This is a genomic window from Streptomyces kronopolitis (assembly GCF_014646275.1).
GTDB classification, from domain to species: domain Bacteria; phylum Actinomycetota; class Actinomycetes; order Streptomycetales; family Streptomycetaceae; genus Streptomyces; species Streptomyces kronopolitis.
Window position 1 is genome coordinate 79,772 of sequence record NZ_BMND01000024.1, and the last position, 16,563, is coordinate 96,334.

General features: G+C 74.5%; 16 protein-coding genes and 1 tRNA gene. 8 read left to right on the forward strand and 9 right to left on the reverse strand.

Translation table 11 applies throughout. The features are described 5' to 3' along the window. Positions 1-93 precede the first annotated feature (93 nt). A complete protein-coding gene (locus tag IEY78_RS23780; protein WP_189101447.1) occupies positions 94-327 on the reverse strand; it encodes a chaplin in 234 nt (77 codons plus the stop codon). Between the two features lie 143 nt (positions 328-470). Further along, complete coding sequence (locus tag IEY78_RS23785) at positions 471-1,796, reverse strand: M20/M25/M40 family metallo-hydrolase (RefSeq protein WP_189101450.1); 1,326 nt, start codon at positions 1,794-1,796, stop codon at positions 471-473. A 308-nt stretch (positions 1,797-2,104) separates the two neighbouring features. Between IEY78_RS23785 and IEY78_RS23790 the strand changes: the two genes are divergently transcribed. After that, positions 2,105-2,189: transfer RNA gene (locus tag IEY78_RS23790), tRNA-Leu, on the forward strand. Between the two features lie 75 nt (positions 2,190-2,264). On the opposite strand, the gene IEY78_RS23795 is transcribed toward IEY78_RS23790, so the two are convergent. Further along, complete coding sequence (locus IEY78_RS23795) at positions 2,265-3,137, reverse strand: helix-turn-helix transcriptional regulator (protein WP_189101452.1); 873 nt, start codon at positions 3,135-3,137, stop codon at positions 2,265-2,267. A 160-nt stretch (positions 3,138-3,297) separates the two neighbouring features. Between IEY78_RS23795 and IEY78_RS23800 the strand changes: the two genes are divergently transcribed. The 4 genes from IEY78_RS23800 to IEY78_RS23815 all read left to right on the forward strand — a co-directional run bounded on the left by IEY78_RS23800 (position 3,298) and on the right by IEY78_RS23815 (position 7,068). Beyond that, the gene (locus IEY78_RS23800; protein ID WP_229700135.1) at positions 3,298-4,710 is read left to right on the forward strand and encodes an MFS transporter; all 1,413 of its coding nucleotides are present in this window, start codon (positions 3,298-3,300) and stop codon (positions 4,708-4,710) included. A 122-nt stretch (positions 4,711-4,832) separates the two neighbouring features. After that, positions 4,833-5,777, forward strand: coding sequence for an RluA family pseudouridine synthase (locus IEY78_RS23805; RefSeq protein ID WP_189101454.1), 945 nt, complete (start codon positions 4,833-4,835; stop codon positions 5,775-5,777). A 125-nt stretch (positions 5,778-5,902) separates the two neighbouring features. Then, positions 5,903-6,577 carry an HAD family hydrolase gene (locus tag IEY78_RS23810; protein WP_189101456.1) on the forward strand — a complete coding sequence of 225 codons (675 nt, stop codon included), beginning with the start codon at positions 5,903-5,905 and terminating at the stop codon, positions 6,575-6,577. Positions 6,578-6,648: 71 nt separating this feature from the next. Then, complete coding sequence (locus IEY78_RS23815; RefSeq protein ID WP_229700136.1) at positions 6,649-7,068, forward strand: NUDIX hydrolase; 420 nt, start codon at positions 6,649-6,651, stop codon at positions 7,066-7,068. A 71-nt stretch (positions 7,069-7,139) separates the two neighbouring features. Here IEY78_RS23815 and IEY78_RS23820 read toward each other — a convergent pair whose 3' ends face one another. After that, positions 7,140-8,756, reverse strand: a complete 1,617-nt coding sequence (locus IEY78_RS23820; RefSeq protein ID WP_189101460.1) for an ABC-F family ATP-binding cassette domain-containing protein — start codon at positions 8,754-8,756, stop codon at positions 7,140-7,142. Positions 8,757-9,232: 476 nt separating this feature from the next. Here IEY78_RS23820 and IEY78_RS23825 point away from each other — a divergent pair, with 476 nt between their 5' ends. The 3 genes from IEY78_RS23825 to IEY78_RS23835 all read left to right on the forward strand — a co-directional run bounded on the left by IEY78_RS23825 (position 9,233) and on the right by IEY78_RS23835 (position 11,787). Next, on the forward strand, positions 9,233-9,634 hold the full coding sequence (locus IEY78_RS23825; protein WP_189101462.1) for a (2Fe-2S) ferredoxin domain-containing protein: 402 nt from the start codon (positions 9,233-9,235) through the stop codon (positions 9,632-9,634). 192 nt (positions 9,635-9,826) lie between these two features. Next, positions 9,827-10,630 (forward strand): response regulator transcription factor, encoded by an 804-nt coding sequence (locus tag IEY78_RS23830; protein WP_189101463.1) that lies wholly within the window; start codon positions 9,827-9,829, stop codon positions 10,628-10,630. Next, positions 10,627-11,787, forward strand: a complete 1,161-nt coding sequence (locus IEY78_RS23835) for a sensor histidine kinase (RefSeq protein WP_189101465.1) — start codon at positions 10,627-10,629, stop codon at positions 11,785-11,787. Before IEY78_RS23830 ends, IEY78_RS23835 begins: the two co-directional genes overlap by 4 nt. Positions 11,788-11,839: 52 nt before the next feature. On the opposite strand, the gene IEY78_RS23840 is transcribed toward IEY78_RS23835, so the two are convergent. The 5 genes from IEY78_RS23840 to IEY78_RS23860 all read right to left on the reverse strand — a co-directional run bounded on the left by IEY78_RS23840 (position 11,840) and on the right by IEY78_RS23860 (position 16,369). After that, positions 11,840-13,156 carry an MFS transporter gene (locus IEY78_RS23840; RefSeq protein ID WP_189101466.1) on the reverse strand — a complete coding sequence of 439 codons (1,317 nt, stop codon included), beginning with the start codon at positions 13,154-13,156 and terminating at the stop codon, positions 11,840-11,842. After that, positions 13,153-13,779, reverse strand: coding sequence for a helix-turn-helix domain-containing protein (locus tag IEY78_RS23845; protein WP_373294228.1), 627 nt, complete (start codon positions 13,777-13,779; stop codon positions 13,153-13,155). The genes IEY78_RS23840 and IEY78_RS23845 overlap by 4 nt, the downstream gene beginning before the upstream one ends. Positions 13,780-13,852: 73 nt before the next feature. Beyond that, positions 13,853-14,572, reverse strand: a complete 720-nt coding sequence (locus tag IEY78_RS23850; RefSeq protein WP_189101467.1) for a cytochrome b/b6 domain-containing protein — start codon at positions 14,570-14,572, stop codon at positions 13,853-13,855. Continuing rightward, the gene (locus IEY78_RS23855; protein ID WP_189101468.1) at positions 14,556-15,308 is read right to left on the reverse strand and encodes a molybdopterin-dependent oxidoreductase; all 753 of its coding nucleotides are present in this window, start codon (positions 15,306-15,308) and stop codon (positions 14,556-14,558) included. The genes IEY78_RS23850 and IEY78_RS23855 overlap by 17 nt, the downstream gene beginning before the upstream one ends. Before the next feature lie 80 nt (positions 15,309-15,388). After that, positions 15,389-16,369 (reverse strand): hypothetical protein, encoded by a 981-nt coding sequence (locus IEY78_RS23860; RefSeq protein WP_373294229.1) that lies wholly within the window; start codon positions 16,367-16,369, stop codon positions 15,389-15,391. Positions 16,370-16,563: the final 194 nt, after the last annotated feature.

The following is a 16,563-nucleotide window of genomic DNA, read 5'->3' on the forward strand; positions in this document are numbered from 1 at the left end:
CTCAGCGGCTCCGGAATGCAGAATTCGCTTTCCACAGCTGCGCCGAGTCGGACCCTTACGGGTGCAGGTACAACGCCAAAGGACGTCAGAAAGTCACTTGTTGACGCAGTACTCGCCGAAGGAGGGGTTCAGCAGGCCGACCACGGAGATCGTGTTGCCGCAGGCGTTCACCGGAACGTGCACCGGAACCTGGATCACGTTGCCGGACACCACACCGGGGGAGTTCAGCGACGCACCCTGGGCACCCGAGTCCGCAACGGCCAGGCCAGCACCGGCGAGCACGACACCACCGGCCAGCGCCGCAGCAGCGGCGACCTTCTTGATCATTATTCCTCCTTGTAGGCAATGACGATCCCAGCCGCGGACCGCACTCACTGCAACGAAGAAAAGGCCGTTGAAGCTACGAACACATCGGCGTGTTCACCCGATTCAGCGAACTCGGCGCCGGAGGCAGGAGATTCACACCGTATTCAGCTCTGCTCGATGAACCGGTCGAGCACCCGCACCCCGAACTTCAGTCCGTCCACCGGCACCCGCTCGTCCACGCCGTGGAACATTCCTGCGAAGTCCAGCTCCGGCGGGAGTTTCAGCGGGGCGAAGCCGAACCCGCGGATACCGAGATCGTCGAAGGACTTGGCGTCCGTGCCGGCGGAGAGCATGTACGGCACGGCCCGGGCGATCGGGTCCTCGGCCTGCAGCGCCGACTGCATCGCCTCGACCAGCGCGCCGTCGAAGGTGGTCTCCAGCGCCTTGTCGGCGTGCACGTCCTCGCGCTTGACCCGGGGGCCCAGGAGCCGGTCCAGGTCGGCCAGGAACTCCTCCTCGTGGCCCGGCAGGAACCGGCCGTCAACGTGCGCGGTGGCCTGGCCGGGGATGACGTTGACCTTGTAGCCGGCGCCCAGCTGGGTCGGGTTGGCGGTGTTCTTGAGCGAGGCGCCGATCAGCTTGGCGATCCCGCCGAGCTTGGCCAGCGTGGCGTCCATGTCCTCGGGGTCGAGCTCGGTGCCCAGCGCGTCCCCGAGCTGGTCGAGGAAGGACCGCAGCGTCTTGGTCACCCGGACCGGGAACTCGTGGCGGCCCAACCGGCCGACCGCCTCGGACAGTTCGGTGATCGCGTTGTCCTTGTGGATCATCGAACCGTGCCCGGCGTTGCCGTCCACGGTCAGCTTCATCCAGTGCATGCCCTTCTGGGCCGTCTCGATGAGGTAGAGCCGCACCTTCTCGTTCACGGTGAAGGAGAAGCCGCCGACCTCGCTGATCGCCTCCGTGACGCCCTCGAAGAGGTGCGGGTGGTGATCGACGAGATAGCGCGCGCCGTAGGTGCCGCCCGCCTCCTCGTCGGCGAGGAACGCCAGCACGATGTCGCGCGGGGGCTTGCGCCCGGTGCGCAGCCGGTCGCGGACGACGGCCAGCGTCATCGCGTCCATGTCCTTCATGTCGACCGCACCGCGGCCCCAGATGCACCCGTCGGCGATCTCGCCCGAGAAGGGGTGGTGGGTCCAGTCCTCGGCGTTGGCCGGGACGACGTCGGTGTGCCCGTGGATGAGCAGCCCGGGCCGCGAGCGGTCCTCGCCCTCGATGCGGGCGACGGTCGAGGCGCGGCCCTTGTGGGACTCGAAGAACTGCGGCTCCAGGCCGACCTCGGCGAGCTTCTCCGCGACGTACTCGGCGGCGGCCCGCTCCCCCGGGCCCGAGTGGTCGCCGTAGTTGCTGGTGTCGATCCTGATCAGGTCCCGGCACAGGTCGACGACCTCGTCCTCGCCGGTGACCGTGCGGCCCGTCTGCGACTCGCTCATGCCGAAACCTCGCTTCGCCCGGCCTCGCGTGCGCGGGGCTCGCACCCTTCCACGGTTCGCTCGCGGTGCTCGCTCACACTGCCTCCTCTGGGTTCACGGCCGCGTCTCGCACCCCCGGGGAGCACGGCCCGCGGCGGGGTCCACCGCCATCCTCCACCCGCCACCGCCTGTGCCCAAGGGCGCCATACTCCCGACATGCCCTGGTCACAGCCGCTTGGGGGGCACCTGGTGCGGGTGATCGACCACCCGCGAAGGTTTGCTATTGTTTTCCACGTCGGAACGGCCCAGGCCGCACCGGCAGACACCTTGTCCGGGTGGCGGAATGGCAGACGCGCTAGCTTGAGGTGCTAGTGCCCTTTATCGGGCGTGGGGGTTCAAGTCCCCCCTCGGACACAGAGAAGTACACAGTTCGGCGGGCAGTGACCGTACGGTCACTGCCCGCCGAACTGTTTCCGCGTGTCTCCGCGGTTACCGTTCGGCCTCCTCGGCGGGGGACGGCTCTCTGGGGCTGGCCATGTCGAGCAGGAGGAGGGCGTCGTGGTCGGGGGTGCCGGGGGGTGCCTGGTAGGTGACGAGGCGCTGGCCGTTCGTGCGGAGGATCTCCATGACCTCGAAGCTGAGGCGCATGGAGCCCACCTCCGGGTGCCGGAAGTGCTTGTGGCCGCCGCCGCGGGCCCGTACGTCGTAGCGCTCCCACAGCCGGGCGAACTCCGGGCTCTTCAGCACGAGTTCGCCGACCAGCCGGTCCAGCTCCGGCATGTCAGGGTCGGCTCCCGCGATGGCCCGCAGGTGGGCCGCGCTGTGCGCCGCCATCTCCTCCCAGTCGCGGTAGAGGCTGCGGCCCATGGGGTGCAGGAACAGGTAGCGGGTGAGGTTGCGGCGCTCCGGCGGCCAGTCCGTGATGCCGGGGAGGAGGCGCAGGCCGGGGCGGTTGGCGGCCAGCAGGTCGTTGGCGCTGCTGACGACGTAGGCCGGTGCGGGACGCAGCGTCTCCAGCAGGGTGCGCACCGACTCCCGTACCGCGCGGGACGGGCCCGGGGACGGCGCCGGGGCCTGGCCCGCGGCGAGCGCCACCAGCTCGTGGAGCCGCCGCAGGGCGTCGGGGGTGAGGCGGAGCACCTCGCCGAGCGCGGCGACGACGGCGGGCGAGGGCCGGGTCTCACGGCCGCGCTCCAGCCGCGTGTAGTAGTCGACGCTGACCCCGGCCAGCGTCGCCAGCTCCTCGCGGCGCAGCCCCGGAGTGCGGCGGATGCCCGTACCGGCGGGCAGGCCGACCTCCCGCGGCCCGATCTGCCCGCGGCGGGCGCGGAGGAAGCGGCCCAGTTCCGTGCCTTCGCTCATCCGACAAGTGTCGCAAAAGGTCAGGTGTTCAGGGGGGCCGTGTCAGGGCCTGGAACGCCGCGCCCCGGTACGGCTCGGTCTACCGGGGTGCGCGGACGCCGAGCAGGCTGCCTTCCGTCTCCGCATCCGGCGGGGACGGGACAGGGAGGGGCGGCAGACGATGCACGGCACGCGATCCGTGGCGGACGCGGGAGGGGAAGCGGAGTCCGGGGTTCAGGGTCAGAAGGGCCGGGGTGCGGCGGGGCTGCCAAGTTCGGCCGGTGCGGCCCTGACCGCGGCCGTCCTCGGGTTCTTCGTGATCACGCTGGATGTCTCCGGCGTCAATGTCGCGCTGCCCGCCATCGGGCACGCGTTCGGCGGCTCCCTGGCGGGGCTCCAGTGGGTCGCCGACAGCTACACGCTGATGTTCGCGGCGCTGATGCTCTCCGCCGGCGCGCTCTCGGACGCGGTCGGGGCGCGGCGCGCGTACGCCTGGGGGCTGGGCGTCTTCACCCTCGCCTCGCTGGCCTGCGGCGCGGCGCCGACGCTCGGGGCGCTGACGGCGGCACGGGTGGTGCAGGGCAGCGCGGCGGCGGTGATGGTGCCCGCCTCGCTGGCGCTGATCCGGCAGGCGTTCCCCGAGCCGGCGGCCCGGGCGCGGGGCGTCGCGCTGTGGACCGTCGGCGGCGCGGTGGCCATCGCCGCCGGGCCGGTCCTGGGCGGGCTGCTCACCACAGCGTGGACCTGGCGCGCCGTGTTCTGCCTGAACGTGCCGGCCGGGACCGCCGCGCTCGCGCTCCTGCTGCGGGCGGCGCGCTCCCCGCGCCACCGTGCCGCGTTCGACCTGCCGGGGCAGCTGACGGCGGTCCTCGCGCTGGCCGCGCTGACCTTCGCCGTGATCGAGGGCGGGCACGGCGGGCTCACCGGCACGGTGGCCGTCGCCGCCGGGGTCGCGGTGCTGTCCGGGGCCGGGTTCGTGGCCGCGGAGGCGCGGGGGCGGGCGCCGATGCTGCCGCTGGAGCTGTTCCGGCAGCGCGGGGTCGTGGTGCCGGTCCTCGCCGGCTTCGCCGTCAACACCGCTTTCTACGGCGGGGTGTTCGTGCTGGGTCTGTTCTTCCAGGAGCAGCGGGGGCAGTCGGCGCTGTCGGCCGGGCTGATGTTCGTGCCGGTGGCGGTGGTCACCACGCCCTTCAACTACTTCTCGCCGCGGGCGGTCTCCCGCTTCGGCGCGCGGGCGGTGGTCGTCTCGGGCCTGCTGATCTGCGCGCTGGGCTGCGCTGAGCTGCTCGCCGTCGGGACCGGTACGCCCGGGTGGGCGGTCGCGCTGCTGATGATCCCGCTGGGCGTCGGCGGCTCGCTCGCCATGCCGGCGCTGACGTCCCTGATGCTCAACAGCCTGGCCCCGGAGCGGGCCGGCACGGCGGCGGCGCTGCTCAACACCGCCCGCCAGACGGGCGGCGCGCTCGCCATCGCCGTCTTCGGCGCGCTCCTCGCGGGGGGCTTCATGGCGGGGATGCGGGAGAGCCTGGCGCTCGCCGGCGCGCTGGTGGTGGCCGTGGCGGTGGGGGCGGCGGCGCTGCTGCCGCGGCGGTGAGACGGCCGCGGTGGCGGGAGGCGCGGCGCGGGCCGTGCGGGAGTGGGTCGTTCACCCCGCCCCGCCGCCCGCGCCACCGGCCGCGACTTGAGTCGACCGGCCGCCCGGTGTTCTCTTGCCACGTGAGACGCAGATCCCCCGTTCCCCCTTCCCCGCTTCCGCAGCGCGACGGCATCGACCCCGTGCGGGTGCGGCTGCCCGCCGATCCGGAGGGGCGGTGGGGGACGGTGCGGGAGCATCTCGTCGAGCGGTTCGCGGGGGCGATCGGGGCCGGGCGGGTGGACGCGATGCTGGCGGCGGGCCGGTTCTTCGGCGCGGACGGGGTGCTCCGGGGCGACGAGCCGTATGTGCCGGGGGGCCATGTGTGGTTCCACCGGGACTTCGAACCGGAGGTACCGGTGCCGTTCGAGATCGGGATCGTCCACCGGGACGACCGGATCGTGGTCGCCGACAAGCCGCACTTTCTGGCCACGACGCCGCGCGGGCGGCACATCACCGAGACCGCGCTGGCCCGGCTGCGCCGTGAGCTGGGGCTGCCCGCGTTGCAGCCCGCGCACCGGCTCGACCGGCTGACGGCGGGGCTGGCGCTGTTCGTCGTGCGGCCCGAGGACCGGGGCGCGTACCAGGGGCTGTTCGGCGAGCGGCGGGTGCGCAAGGAGTACGAGGCGGTGGCGCCGTACGACGGGCGGGTGGCGCTGCCGGTGACCGTGCGCAGCCGGATCGTGAAGGAGCGCGGGGTGATCGCCGCACGCGAGGAGGCCGGGGCGCCCAACGCGGAGAGCCGGATCGAGCTGGTCGAGCGGCGCGGCGGGCTCGGGCGCTACCGGCTGCTGCCCACCACCGGCCGTACCCACCAGCTGCGGGTGCACATGAACGCTCTCGGACTGCCGATCCTGCACGATCCGGTCTATCCGGTGGTCCTGGATCCGGCCCCGGACGATTTCTCCGCGCCGCTACAACTGCTGGCCCGGGTGCTGGAGTTCACCGATCCGGTCGACGGGCGGGTGCGGCGGTTCGAGAGCGGGCTGCGGCTGGCGGAGTGGGCGGACGGCGCGCCGCAGGCGTGAGGTCCGGGCGGGGCCCGTCGGGCGGCCTCGGGTGGAGCCCGTCCGCGGCGAATTCCCGGTGCGGGCCGGCCGGGTGCGTGCGTAGGGTGCGCGGGTCGGTGACATGGGGAAAGGGCGGGCCGCGGATGCTGATCTTCGATGCGGATGACACGTTGTGGGAGAACAACGTGATCTATGAGCGGGTCATCGACGAGTTCCTGGAGTGGATGACCGCTCCCGGGCTCGACCCGGCCGGGGTGCGCGCCGTGCTCGACGGGATCGAGGCGGCGAACGCGGTGACCCTCGGCTACGGCAGCAAGGTCTTCCTGCACAGCCTCGGCGAGTGTGTGGCCCGGCTGCGGGGGCGGGCCGCGACGGCCGCGGAGTCGGCGCGGATCGCCGGGTGGGCGGCGGCCTTCGCCGGGGACCGGGTGGAGCTGATGCCCGAGGTCGCCGGGACGCTGGCCGAGCTGGCGCGCCGGCACGAACTGCTGCTGCTGACCAAGGGCGACACCGAGGAGCAGCGGCGGAAGGTGGCGGCGTCCGGGCTGACCGGGCACTTCCGGGGCGTGCACATCGTGGCGGAGAAGAACACCGCGACGTACGAGGAGCTGATCCGCGCCTACGATCTGGTGCCGGCCGCCACCTGGATGATCGGGAACTCCCCGAAGTCGGACATCCTGCCGGCCCGTTCGGCCGGCCTGAACGCGGTGTTCATCCCCCACCGGCACACCTGGGTGCTGGAGCACGGTGAGCTGGATCCGGCCGACAAGAAGGTGCTGCGGCTGTCGGCGTTCGGTGAGCTGCTGCGGCACTTCTGAGGCGGAGAGGGAGGCGAGGGGACGTGGCGGCGGTGGGAAGCGCGGGGGCCCAAGAGCCCAGGGTGTCCTGTGTGTTCGTGTGCCATGACGGCGGTGGGCGGGTTCTGCTGGCCCGGCGCGGTGCGGGGGCCCGGGACGAGCCGGGGACCTGGGACTGCGGCGCGGGGGCGCTGGAGTTCGGTGAGTCCTTCGAGACGGCCGTGGCCCGGGAGGTGCACGAGGAGTACGGCGTGCGGCCGCTCGGCATCGAGCAGGTCGGGGTGCGCAATGTGCTGCGCGGTGACCCGGTCGGCTCGCACTGGGTCGCGGTGGTCTTCGCCGTACGGGTGGAGCCGGACGCGGTGCGGATCGGCGAGCCGCACAAGTCCGACACGCTCGCGTGGTTCACCCCCGAGACCCTGCCGGTGCCGCTGCATTCGCAGTGCGGGGCGACGCTGGAGCTGTTCGGCGCGGCCGCCCGGGAGCGGTGGGGCGGTCGCCGGCAGGGCTGAACACCGTGGCGGACGGACCGGTGCGGGCACCGGGCCCGCACCGGTACAGGGGCCCGCACCGGTCCGGGGGACTACATCGGTACCGTGCCGGTCAGTTCACCGTCCTCCAGTGTCAGCCATCGGGTGATGCCGATCTCCTCCAGGAACACCGGGTCGTGGCTGACGACGACCAGGGCGCCCTCGTAGGACTCCAGGGCCGTGACGAGCCGGCGGACCGAGGCGAGGTCGAGGTTGTTGGTCGGCTCGTCGAGCAGCAGCAGCTGCGGGGACGGCTCGGCGAGCAGCAGCGCGGCGAGCGAGGCGCGGAAGCGTTCGCCGCCGGAGAGCGTGCCGGCCCGCTGGTCGGCCCGGGAGCCCTTGAACAGGAAGCGGGCGAGCCGGGCCCGGATGTGGTTGTTGCTCGCGTCCGGGGCGAAGCGGGCGACGTTCTCGGCGACGGTCAGCGCGTCGTCGAGGACGTCGAGGCGCTGCGGCAGGAAGCGGTGCGGGACGTCGACCCGGGCCGTGCCGGCCGCGGGCGGGATCTCGCCGGCGACGGTGCGCAGCAGGGTGGTCTTGCCGGAGCCGTTGCGGCCGGTCAGCGCGATCCGCTCGGGGCCGCGCACCTCCAGGTCGGCGGGGGCGCCATAGCGGGTGCGCAGGGCGTCGAGGCGGAGCACGGTCCGGCCGGGGGGTACGGCGGTGTGCGGCAGGTCGATACGGATCTCCTCGTCGTCCCGGACGGCCTCGGCGGCCTCGTCGAGGCGGTCCCTGGCCTCCTTGAGGCGTTCGGTGTGCAGGGTGCGGTGCTTGCCGGCGGAGACCTGGGCCGCCCTCTTGCGCTCGTTCATGACGATCTTCGGCTCGCGCTTGTTGGCGGCCATCTTGTTGCCGTAGCGGACCCGGCGGGCCAACTTGACCTGCGCTTCGGACAGTTCGCGCTTCTGCCGCTGGACGTCGGCCTCGGCGACGCGCAGCATCCGCTCGGCCGCCTCCTGCTCGACGGCCAGGGCCTCTTCGTAGGCTGCATAGTTGCCGGCGTACCAGTGGACCTCGCCGTCGCGCAGGTCGGCGATCCGGTCGACCAGCTGGAGGAGTTCGCGGTCATGGCTGACCACGACGAGCACCTTGGACCAGCCGTCGACCGCGGTGTACAGCCGCTCGCGGGCCGCCCGGTCGAGGTTGTTGGTGGGCTCGTCGAGCAGCAGCACGTCCGGCCGGCGCAGCAGCAGGGCCGCCAGCCGCAGCAGGACGCACTCGCCGCCGGACACCTCGCCGATGGTGCGGTCGAGGTCGAGACCGGGCAGCCCGAGCTGGTCGAGGGTGGCGCGGGCGCGCTCCTCGACGTCCCAGTCGTCACCGAGGGCGGTGAAGTGCTCCTCGCGGGCGTCGCCGCCCTCGATGGCGTGCAGGGCGGCGCGGGCCCCGGCGATGCCGAGGACCTCGTCGACCCGCAGGAGGGTGTCGAGCGGGGCGTGCTGCGGGAGGTAGCCGACCTCGCCGGCGACCTTGATGCTGCCGGCGGCCGGGGTCAGCTCGCCCGCGATCAGCTTCAACAGGGTGGATTTTCCCGCCCCGTTGAGGCCGATCAGGCCCGTGCGGCCGGGGCCGACGGTCAGCGGGAAGTCCGCCAGGACGGGGGTGCCGTCGGGCCAGGCGAAGTCGAGGCCGGTGCAGACGATGGAGGCGGAGGCGGGGGGCATGGACATACGGGTCTCCTGGGCGCGAGGGAAGAAAGGGACTGCGCGGGGAGACACCGCGTCATACACGCGGGGTGCGCCGGGGTACGCGGTTGCGGTACGCCGAGGTCACGGACAGGCTGCGCCGGGCAGGAATCCACCGCTCCGGAAATACGGGAGCACAGGGGCGGATTCGCCTCTTACGGGCGCGGTGTCTCAGGACCTCAGACGAGCAACGGCCTTCTCCGATCGGCGGCAATGGGACGAGCACGACAGTACGGGGGACGGCGAAGAAACGCAAACGCATTTATTGTTGCATTTAGATTGACCCGGGGCCGGGTCGGTATCCCGTCCGTCCTGGGGGGCGGGCCACGCCGCACCACGGCGGGTGACCGGCCGGAGCCGCCGATGCCTCGCGTCGCCGCGCCGTACCCCGCTCCGTGCCCCGGTGCCGTGCCCCGGATCCCCGTGCCGTGCGCCGGGGCGGCCCCCGTAGCATGAGCCGGATGATCGACAAGCGTGCCGGCCGGGCGGCCACCGCCGCCCCGTGCCGGGTCACCGTGTGCCGCGGCTGCTGCTGCGGCGACGCGGCCAAGATTCCGGGAGTCGACCACGCCGGGCAGATACCGCGGTTGCGCGCGGCGCTCGACGGCGCGGCGCCGGTGCGGGCCTCGGAGTGCCTGGACGTCTGCGACCAGGCGAACGTGATCGTGGTCCAGCCGTCGGCCGCGGGGCGGGCGGCCGGCGGGCGGCCGGTGTGGCTGGGACTGGTCAACGACGACGACGCGCTGGCCGACATCGCCGCCTGGATACGCGCCGGCGGCCCCGGCCTCGCGGAGCCGCCGGGCGTCCTCGACCTGTACGCGATCACGGTGTCGCGGCGGGTACGGGAGGGGCTGGAGGGCTGAGCCGCCGGGGCCGCCCGGCCGCCGGAGCCGCCGGAGCCGCCGCGTCCGCTTCCCCCTCCAGGACTCCCGGACTCCCGGTAACGGGGAACCGGTGACCGAAGTCTTACGGATGCCGCCCCGACCGCCCGCCGCCGCCCGCGCTGGTGTTGGCTGGGGCCATGACCCGCCTCCCGGGAAAGACGGGCTGACCCCGTGCCCCCCGCCACCCCGCCCGCCGCACCGCCGCCCGCCCCCGCCGCCGGGCCGCCGCGCCGCGTCCTGGTCGTCGAGGACGATCCGACCGTCGCCGAGGTCGTCACCGGCTACCTCTCCCGCGCCGGCTACACCACCGAGCACGCCGCCGACGGCTTCGCCGCCCTCGACCGGGCCGCGGACTTCCGCCCGCATCTCGTCGTGCTCGATCTGATGCTGCCGGGCCTGGACGGCCTGGAGGTGTGCCGCCGGCTGCGCCGCTCCGCCGACGGCCCCGCGGTGCCGGTGGTGATGCTGACCGCCCGCGGCGAGGAGGCGGACCGCATCCTGGGCCTGGAGCTGGGCGCGGACGACTATGTGACCAAGCCGTTCAGCCCGCGCGAGCTGGTGCTGCGGATCGGCTCGGTGCTGCGCCGCGCGGAGTCCGCGCCGCCGGCCGCGGCGGCCGCCGCCGTGCTGCGGGCCGGGGACCTCAGCGCGGACCCGGCCGGCCGGCGGGCCGCCCGCGGAGGACGTGAACTCTCCCTCACCACCCGCGAGTTCGACCTGCTCGTCTTCCTGATGCGGCATCCCGGGCAGGTCTTCGCGCGGGAGGAACTGCTGCAGCGGGTCTGGGGCTGGGAGTTCGGCGACCTGTCCACGGTGACCGTGCATGTGCGGCGGCTGCGCGAGAAGATCGAGGCGGACCCGGCCGCGCCCCGGCTGGTGACGACGGTCTGGGGCGCCGGCTACCGCTTCGACCCGGCGCGCGAGGAGCCGCCGGAGCAGGACGGCCCGCTGCTCGGAGGCGATCTGCTGCCATGACGGACTTCCTGGTGATCGTGGCCCTGGCGGCGCTCGGCGCGACGGTGGCCGGGCTGGTCGCCGCGCCCGCGGTGCGGGTCCTGCGGCGGCGCTCGGTGGCGCTGTCGCTGTTCGCGGTGGCGGCGCTGGCGGTGGCCGCGATGGCGGCGGGCACGGTGGCGGTCGCCCAGGCGATGTTCCTGTCGGGGCACGACCTGGGCGTGGTGATGGCCGTGGTGGCCGTCTCCGGAGTGGTGTCGCTGGCGGCCGCGCTGCTCTTCGGGCGGCGGATCGCGGCGGGCAGCCGGGAGCTGGCGCGCTCGGCCCGTACGGTCGGCAGCGAGGGCGGCTTCGTGGCGCCCGCCGAGCCGCCCACCGCCGAACTCGCCGCGCTGTCCGGCGCGTTGGAGGAGACCAGCGCCCGGCTGGCCGAGGCGCGGGAGCGCGAGCGGGCGCTGGAGGCCTCCCGGCGGGAGCTGATCGCCGGGATCTCGCACGATCTGCGCACCCCGCTCGCCGGGCTGCGGGCGATGGCCGAGGCGCTGGAGGACGGGGTCGCCGAGGACACCGCCCGCTACCACGCACGGATGCGGGTCGAGGTGGACCGGCTGGCCGCCATGGTCGACGACCTCTTCGAACTCTCCCGGATCCAGGCCGGGGCGCTGGCCCTGACGCTGTCGCGGGTGTCGGTCTACGACCTGGTGGACGAGGCCCTCGCGGGCGCCGGGCCGCTGGCGCGCAAGAGCGGGGTGCGGCTGGTGGACGGCGGGGTGGTGCCGCTGCCGGTGCACGTGGACGCCCAGCAGATCACCCGCGTCCTGGGCAATCTGCTGGTCAACGCGATCCGCGCGACCCCGGCCGACGGGACGGTCGCGGTCAGCGCACGGCATGAGCAGGGCCGGGTGGTGCTGGCGGTGGAGGACGGCTGCGGCGGCATCCCGGCGGAGGATCTGGGGCGGGTCTTCGACACCGGCTGGCGCGGCGGTGCGGCGCGTACGCCCCGTGCGGACGGCGGGAGCGGCGCCGGGCTGGGGCTGGCGATCGTGCGCGGCATCGTGGAGGCGCACCAGGGCCGGACGACGGTGCGCAACGCCGGGGCTGGCTGCCGCTTCGAGGTCGAACTGCCCGCCGCCGGGCCGCCGGCCGCGGAGGCGCCGGCCCCGCAGCCGGTCGGGTGAGGGGCCGCCCGGCACGGTCCCTCGCGCCGCGACGGGCCCCCGGGCAGGGGCGTCAGGCCCCCGGCAGCGGTGCGGCCTCCGCCCGTCCCTCCGGCTCCGGCCCGCCCCCGTCCGCGCCCGGCCGCTCGCCCGCCGCGGGACGTACCGGCAGGTCGCGCACCCTGCCGATCGGGGAGAAGAGCAGGATCAGCCCGGCCAGCGGCACCCCGGCGGTCATGATCCACATGGCCGGGCGGACGCCGAGCGCCGAGCCGAGCGTCCCGCCGAGCAGCGCCCCCAGCGGCAGCGTCCCGTAGTTGAGGAAGGCGCTGCTGGCGATCAGCCGGCCGAGCAGGGCGGGCGGGCAGTACCGCTGCTGGAAGCTCACCTTGAGGACGTTGCCGGCGACCACCCCCGCGCTGACGCCGAAGCTGCCCGCGACGTAGAGCAGCGCCCCGGCGCCGTGGACCGCCGACGGCATGCACAACGCGGTGCAGGACAGGCCGAGTTCGCACAGCAGCAGGGCGCGGGCGGTGCCGAACCGGGCGGCGGCCCGGCGCGCCAGGAAGGCACCCGCGATGCCGCCCGAGGCGCCCAGCGCCAGCAGCCCGCCGACCGCCCCGGGGGCCAGGCCCACCTCGCGGACCAGGAAGACCGCCGCGATCGACTGGTAGCCCATGAGCGCGAGGTTGGAGGCGGCGCCGAACAGCGTCAGCGTACGGAACCAGACATCGCCGGCGACCAGCCGCAGGCCCTCGGCGACCTCCGCGGCCAGGGTCCGGATACCGCGGTCCCGGGCGGCCGGGCGCGGCTCGCGGTGCCGGATGCCGCGCAGGCACAGCAGCGCGAGCAGGAAGGTGGCGGCGTTGACGGACAACGCGTGGACGGCGCCGGCGAGTTGGGCGAGGAGGCCACCGGTGCCCTGCCCGGCGAGCTGCGCGGCCGAGGCGCTGCCGTGCAGCGTGGCGTTGCCCTCGGCGCGGTCGGCGGGCGCGAGCAAGGTGGGCAGATAGGCGCTGTAGGCGGTCTGGAAGACCACCGCCGAGGTGCCGGCCAGCAGGGCCACGGCGAGCAGCAGCCCGAGCGAGAGCCCGCCGTACCGGGCGAGGAGCGGGACGGCGGCGAACAGCACCAGCGACAGACCGGCGGCGCCGAGCATCAGCGGACGGCGCCGCAGCCGGTCCACCCACGCGCCGACCGGCAGGCCGATGAGCAGCCAGGGCAGCCAGCCGCAGGCACCGAGCAGCCCGACCGCGAAGGGGGAGGCGTGCAGGGTGGTCACCGCCACCAGCGGCAGCGCGACATTGGTGACCGCCGCCCCGAATTTGCCCGCCGTCTCCCCGCACCACAGCAGCCGGAAGTCCCGGTGCCGGCGCAGCAGTCCGCTCACCGGGCGCCACGCTCCTTGCGCGGGAAGGACTGCAACTGGACCAGGACCGGCTGCCCGTCCGGCGCCCCGTCCCCGGGCGCGCTCCGCGCCGCCGCCCGGTACCGCGCGACGACCTCGGCCAGCTCCGCGTTCATCGCCGCCAACTGCGCGGGCGTGAGCCGCAGATCGTGCCACTGGGCGAGGGTGCCGGCGTCACGCCACTCGGCGTCCCAGTCCTCGGTGAGGTAGTCGGCGACGCGGTGGAAGTGCTGCTGGACCAGTTCGTGCACATAGACGGACAGCGCGCCGCGGGTGTCCGGATCCTCGCGGAACCCGGCGGTGTCGAGGTGGGTGGCGACCCGGACCGCCCGCCACCAGCGTTCGCGGCGGGTGCCGCGGTCGGTCTCCTCCTCGATGAAGCCATGGGCGGCGAGGTGCCGCAGATGCCAGCTGACCGTGCCGGTGTTCTCGCCGAGGCGGCCGCCGAGCCCGGTGGCGGTGTCCGGGCCGTCGAGCCGCAGCAGTTCCAGGATGCGCATGCGCAGGGGGTGGGCGAGGCCGCGCAGGCTGCGCGCGTCCATCTGCCGGATGGGCGGCGCGGCGGGTACGGCCGGTCGTGGGGGTATCTCCGGGGTGTCGGTCACGGTCGTCAGCGTAGGGGCGCAGAGAACCCTCTGCACAGGGTTCTCTGCGAACAATCCTCTGCAACTGGCCGCGTCAGGAACGGGGTTGGTGCCGCTGCGCGTCCCGCCCCTCTCCGTTTCCGCGCCGTTCCCCGTCCTCGTGGCGCCACAGCGGGTGCTCGCGCCGGGCCCACCGCGCGTCGACCGAGCCCGTCCGCATCCCGCGGCGCGACTCGGGATCGCCGTACGCCTTCCCGACATGGCCGGCGATCACGAGGATCACGGCGAGCGCGAGCCAGTCGTGGACGAAGGTGGCACCGGTGCGCCACACCAGGGGCACCGGGGTCCCCGCCCGGACGAGGCCGAGGGCCTGCGGGAGGGTGGACCACATCAGCAGTCCGGTGCCGAGCATCACCAGCACGGCGCCGGCGATCCAGGCGGCGTAGAGCTTCTGGCCCGCGTTGAACTTCCCGGCCGGGCGGCCGCCGCGGCGGCGCAGGGCGGAGCGCAGCCACCGGCGGTCGTGCGGGCCGTAGCGGTTGAGCCGGGTGAGGTCGGCGCGCAGGGCACGGGAGAAGGGGCCCAGCAGCACGGGCACCGGCAGCAGGATGCCGGACCACTCGTGGACGGTGACCATCAGGGCCCGGCGGCCGACGAGTTCGGCGAGGAAGGGGAGGTAGAGGCAGCCCGCGGTGAGCACGCAGACCGCCATCAGGGCGGCGGTGGCCTGATGGACCCGGTGTTCGGCGGGGGTGAACCGCGGCACCCGGGGGCGCGCGGCGGGTGCGGACGGCGCGTCAGGTGGTGGGGGCATCGTCGCGTCCGTTCGACCGTCCGACCCAGGCGTCGACGTCATATCCGAGGTTCTCCCAGTATCCGGGCGCGACATGGTCGGTGACGGTGATCCCGGAGAGCCACTTCGCCGACTTGTAGAAGTACATGGGCGCGACGTAGAGGCGGACCGGGCCGCCGTGCGCGTGGGCCAGCGGCTTGTCCTGCATCCGCAGGGCGACCAGGACGTCGTCCCGGCGGGCCTGGGCGAGGGTGAGGGACTCGCTGTAGGTGCCGTCGAAGCAGGTGAAGCGGACCGCTTTGGCCTCGGGGCGGACACCGGCGGCGTCCAGGAGCGCCGAGAGCCGGACGCCCTCGAAGGGGGTGCCGGGCACCCGCCAGCCGGTGACGCACTGGACGTCCCGCACGAGCCGGGTCTGCGGCATGCGGCGCAGGTCGTCGAGGTGGTAGCGGGCGCGGTGGCGGACCAGGCCGTCGACCGTCAGGCGGTAGCTGCCGGCGTCCTTCTCGGGTACCGAGCCGGTCACCGAGTAGTAGCGGAAGCCGCCGCCGGCCGGGAGCAGACCGGACAGCCCGGTGGGGTCCTTCTGGGCGGCGGCGCCGAGCGTCTCGTCGTAGGCGCGCTGCAGGAAGGGGGCCGCGGCGACGCCGGCGGCACCGGCGGCGAGCATGCCCAGCACGACGCGGCGGCCCACCGGGGAGCCACGCCCGTCCCCGCCGCCGTCCGCCGCGCCGGCCGGATTCGCGTCCTTGGTCATGCCCCGATTCGAACACCGCGCGGCCTCCGTGGCCAGCGTCCGGGCCCCGGCGTCAGACTTTCGTCATCAGCCGCCGCGGTTCAGTGCGCCGCGGTGTCCCGGGCGCTGCGCAGGGCGGTGGCGCGGGCGGCCCGGAACGCGGCCTCGGCGTCGCGGCCGGTGTACGACCACGGGGCGCGGGTGGGGTGCGGGCCGATGCGCGGGAAGAGCGCGGCGGCCTCGGCCATCCGCCCCTCGTGGAACAGCGCGTGGGCCAGGAAGTTGAGGTCGATGGTGCGGCGCGGATGGTCCTCGCCCTCCCACTCCAGCCACCAGTCGAAGGCGGCCCGCAGTACCTGGTGGGCGTGCGGGGTGGACCAGTGGCCGGAGTCGGCGGGGTCGGGCGGGGCCAGGCCGGCGGCGGCCAGTGCGCGGTAGCGCTCGGCGTGCGCCACGACGGGCAGCAGGGCCAGCGGGGAGTCGGCGGGGGCGCGCTCCGCGGCGCGGGCGGCGAAGGTGTGCGCCGGGTGCCGCGGGCTGTCGCCGCCGTCCGGCCGGCGTTCGGCCAGCGCGGCGGTCATCAGGTGGTGGGCGTGGTGGTGGTCGCGGTGGCGGGCGCGGATCTGCCGGAAGGCGTGCTCCTGGCCGTCCGGGGTGCCGCAGCGGCGGGCGAGGATCAGCGCGCCGAGCCAGGGGGTGGGGTCGTCGGGCAGCATCCCGGCGGCGGTGGCACAGGCCCGGGCGGCGGCCGCGGTGCTGCTCGCGCCGCGCAGCGCGAGCCGGACGGTGGCGAGCGCCAGGAGGGTGGCGGCGTCACCGCTGTCCGGTTCGGCGAGCAGCCAGTCGGCGGCCCAGGCGGCGCTGCCGGGAGAGGTGGCCAGGACGGTTAATCGGTGGCCGCGCAGGTCCCAGTCGGTGCCGGTGCCGGTGAGCAGGGTGCGCACCCGGGCCCACTGGCCGAGCGCCAGCGCGTCGGCGGTGATGGCCAGTTCGGCATCGCCCAGGGCCGGGGCCAGGGCCCGGAGGTCCGGGCAGGGGCCGGGCGCCGGGGGCGACGACGGGGACGGGGGGACAGGGGTAATCGAGATCACGGGTCAGCGGGCTCCATGGCGCGCCGCACCGGCCGCTCGCCGCGCCGAGCCGTCCTCGGCGGGGTGGGACCGGATCCGCACGCGCCTCTACAGAGGGTGATGACGTGGTCCGCACCAGTCATCACGGACAGCAAAGCGGTACGCAGAGCCGCGCGTCAAGACGGGAAGGGGAATGGCTGGATCCG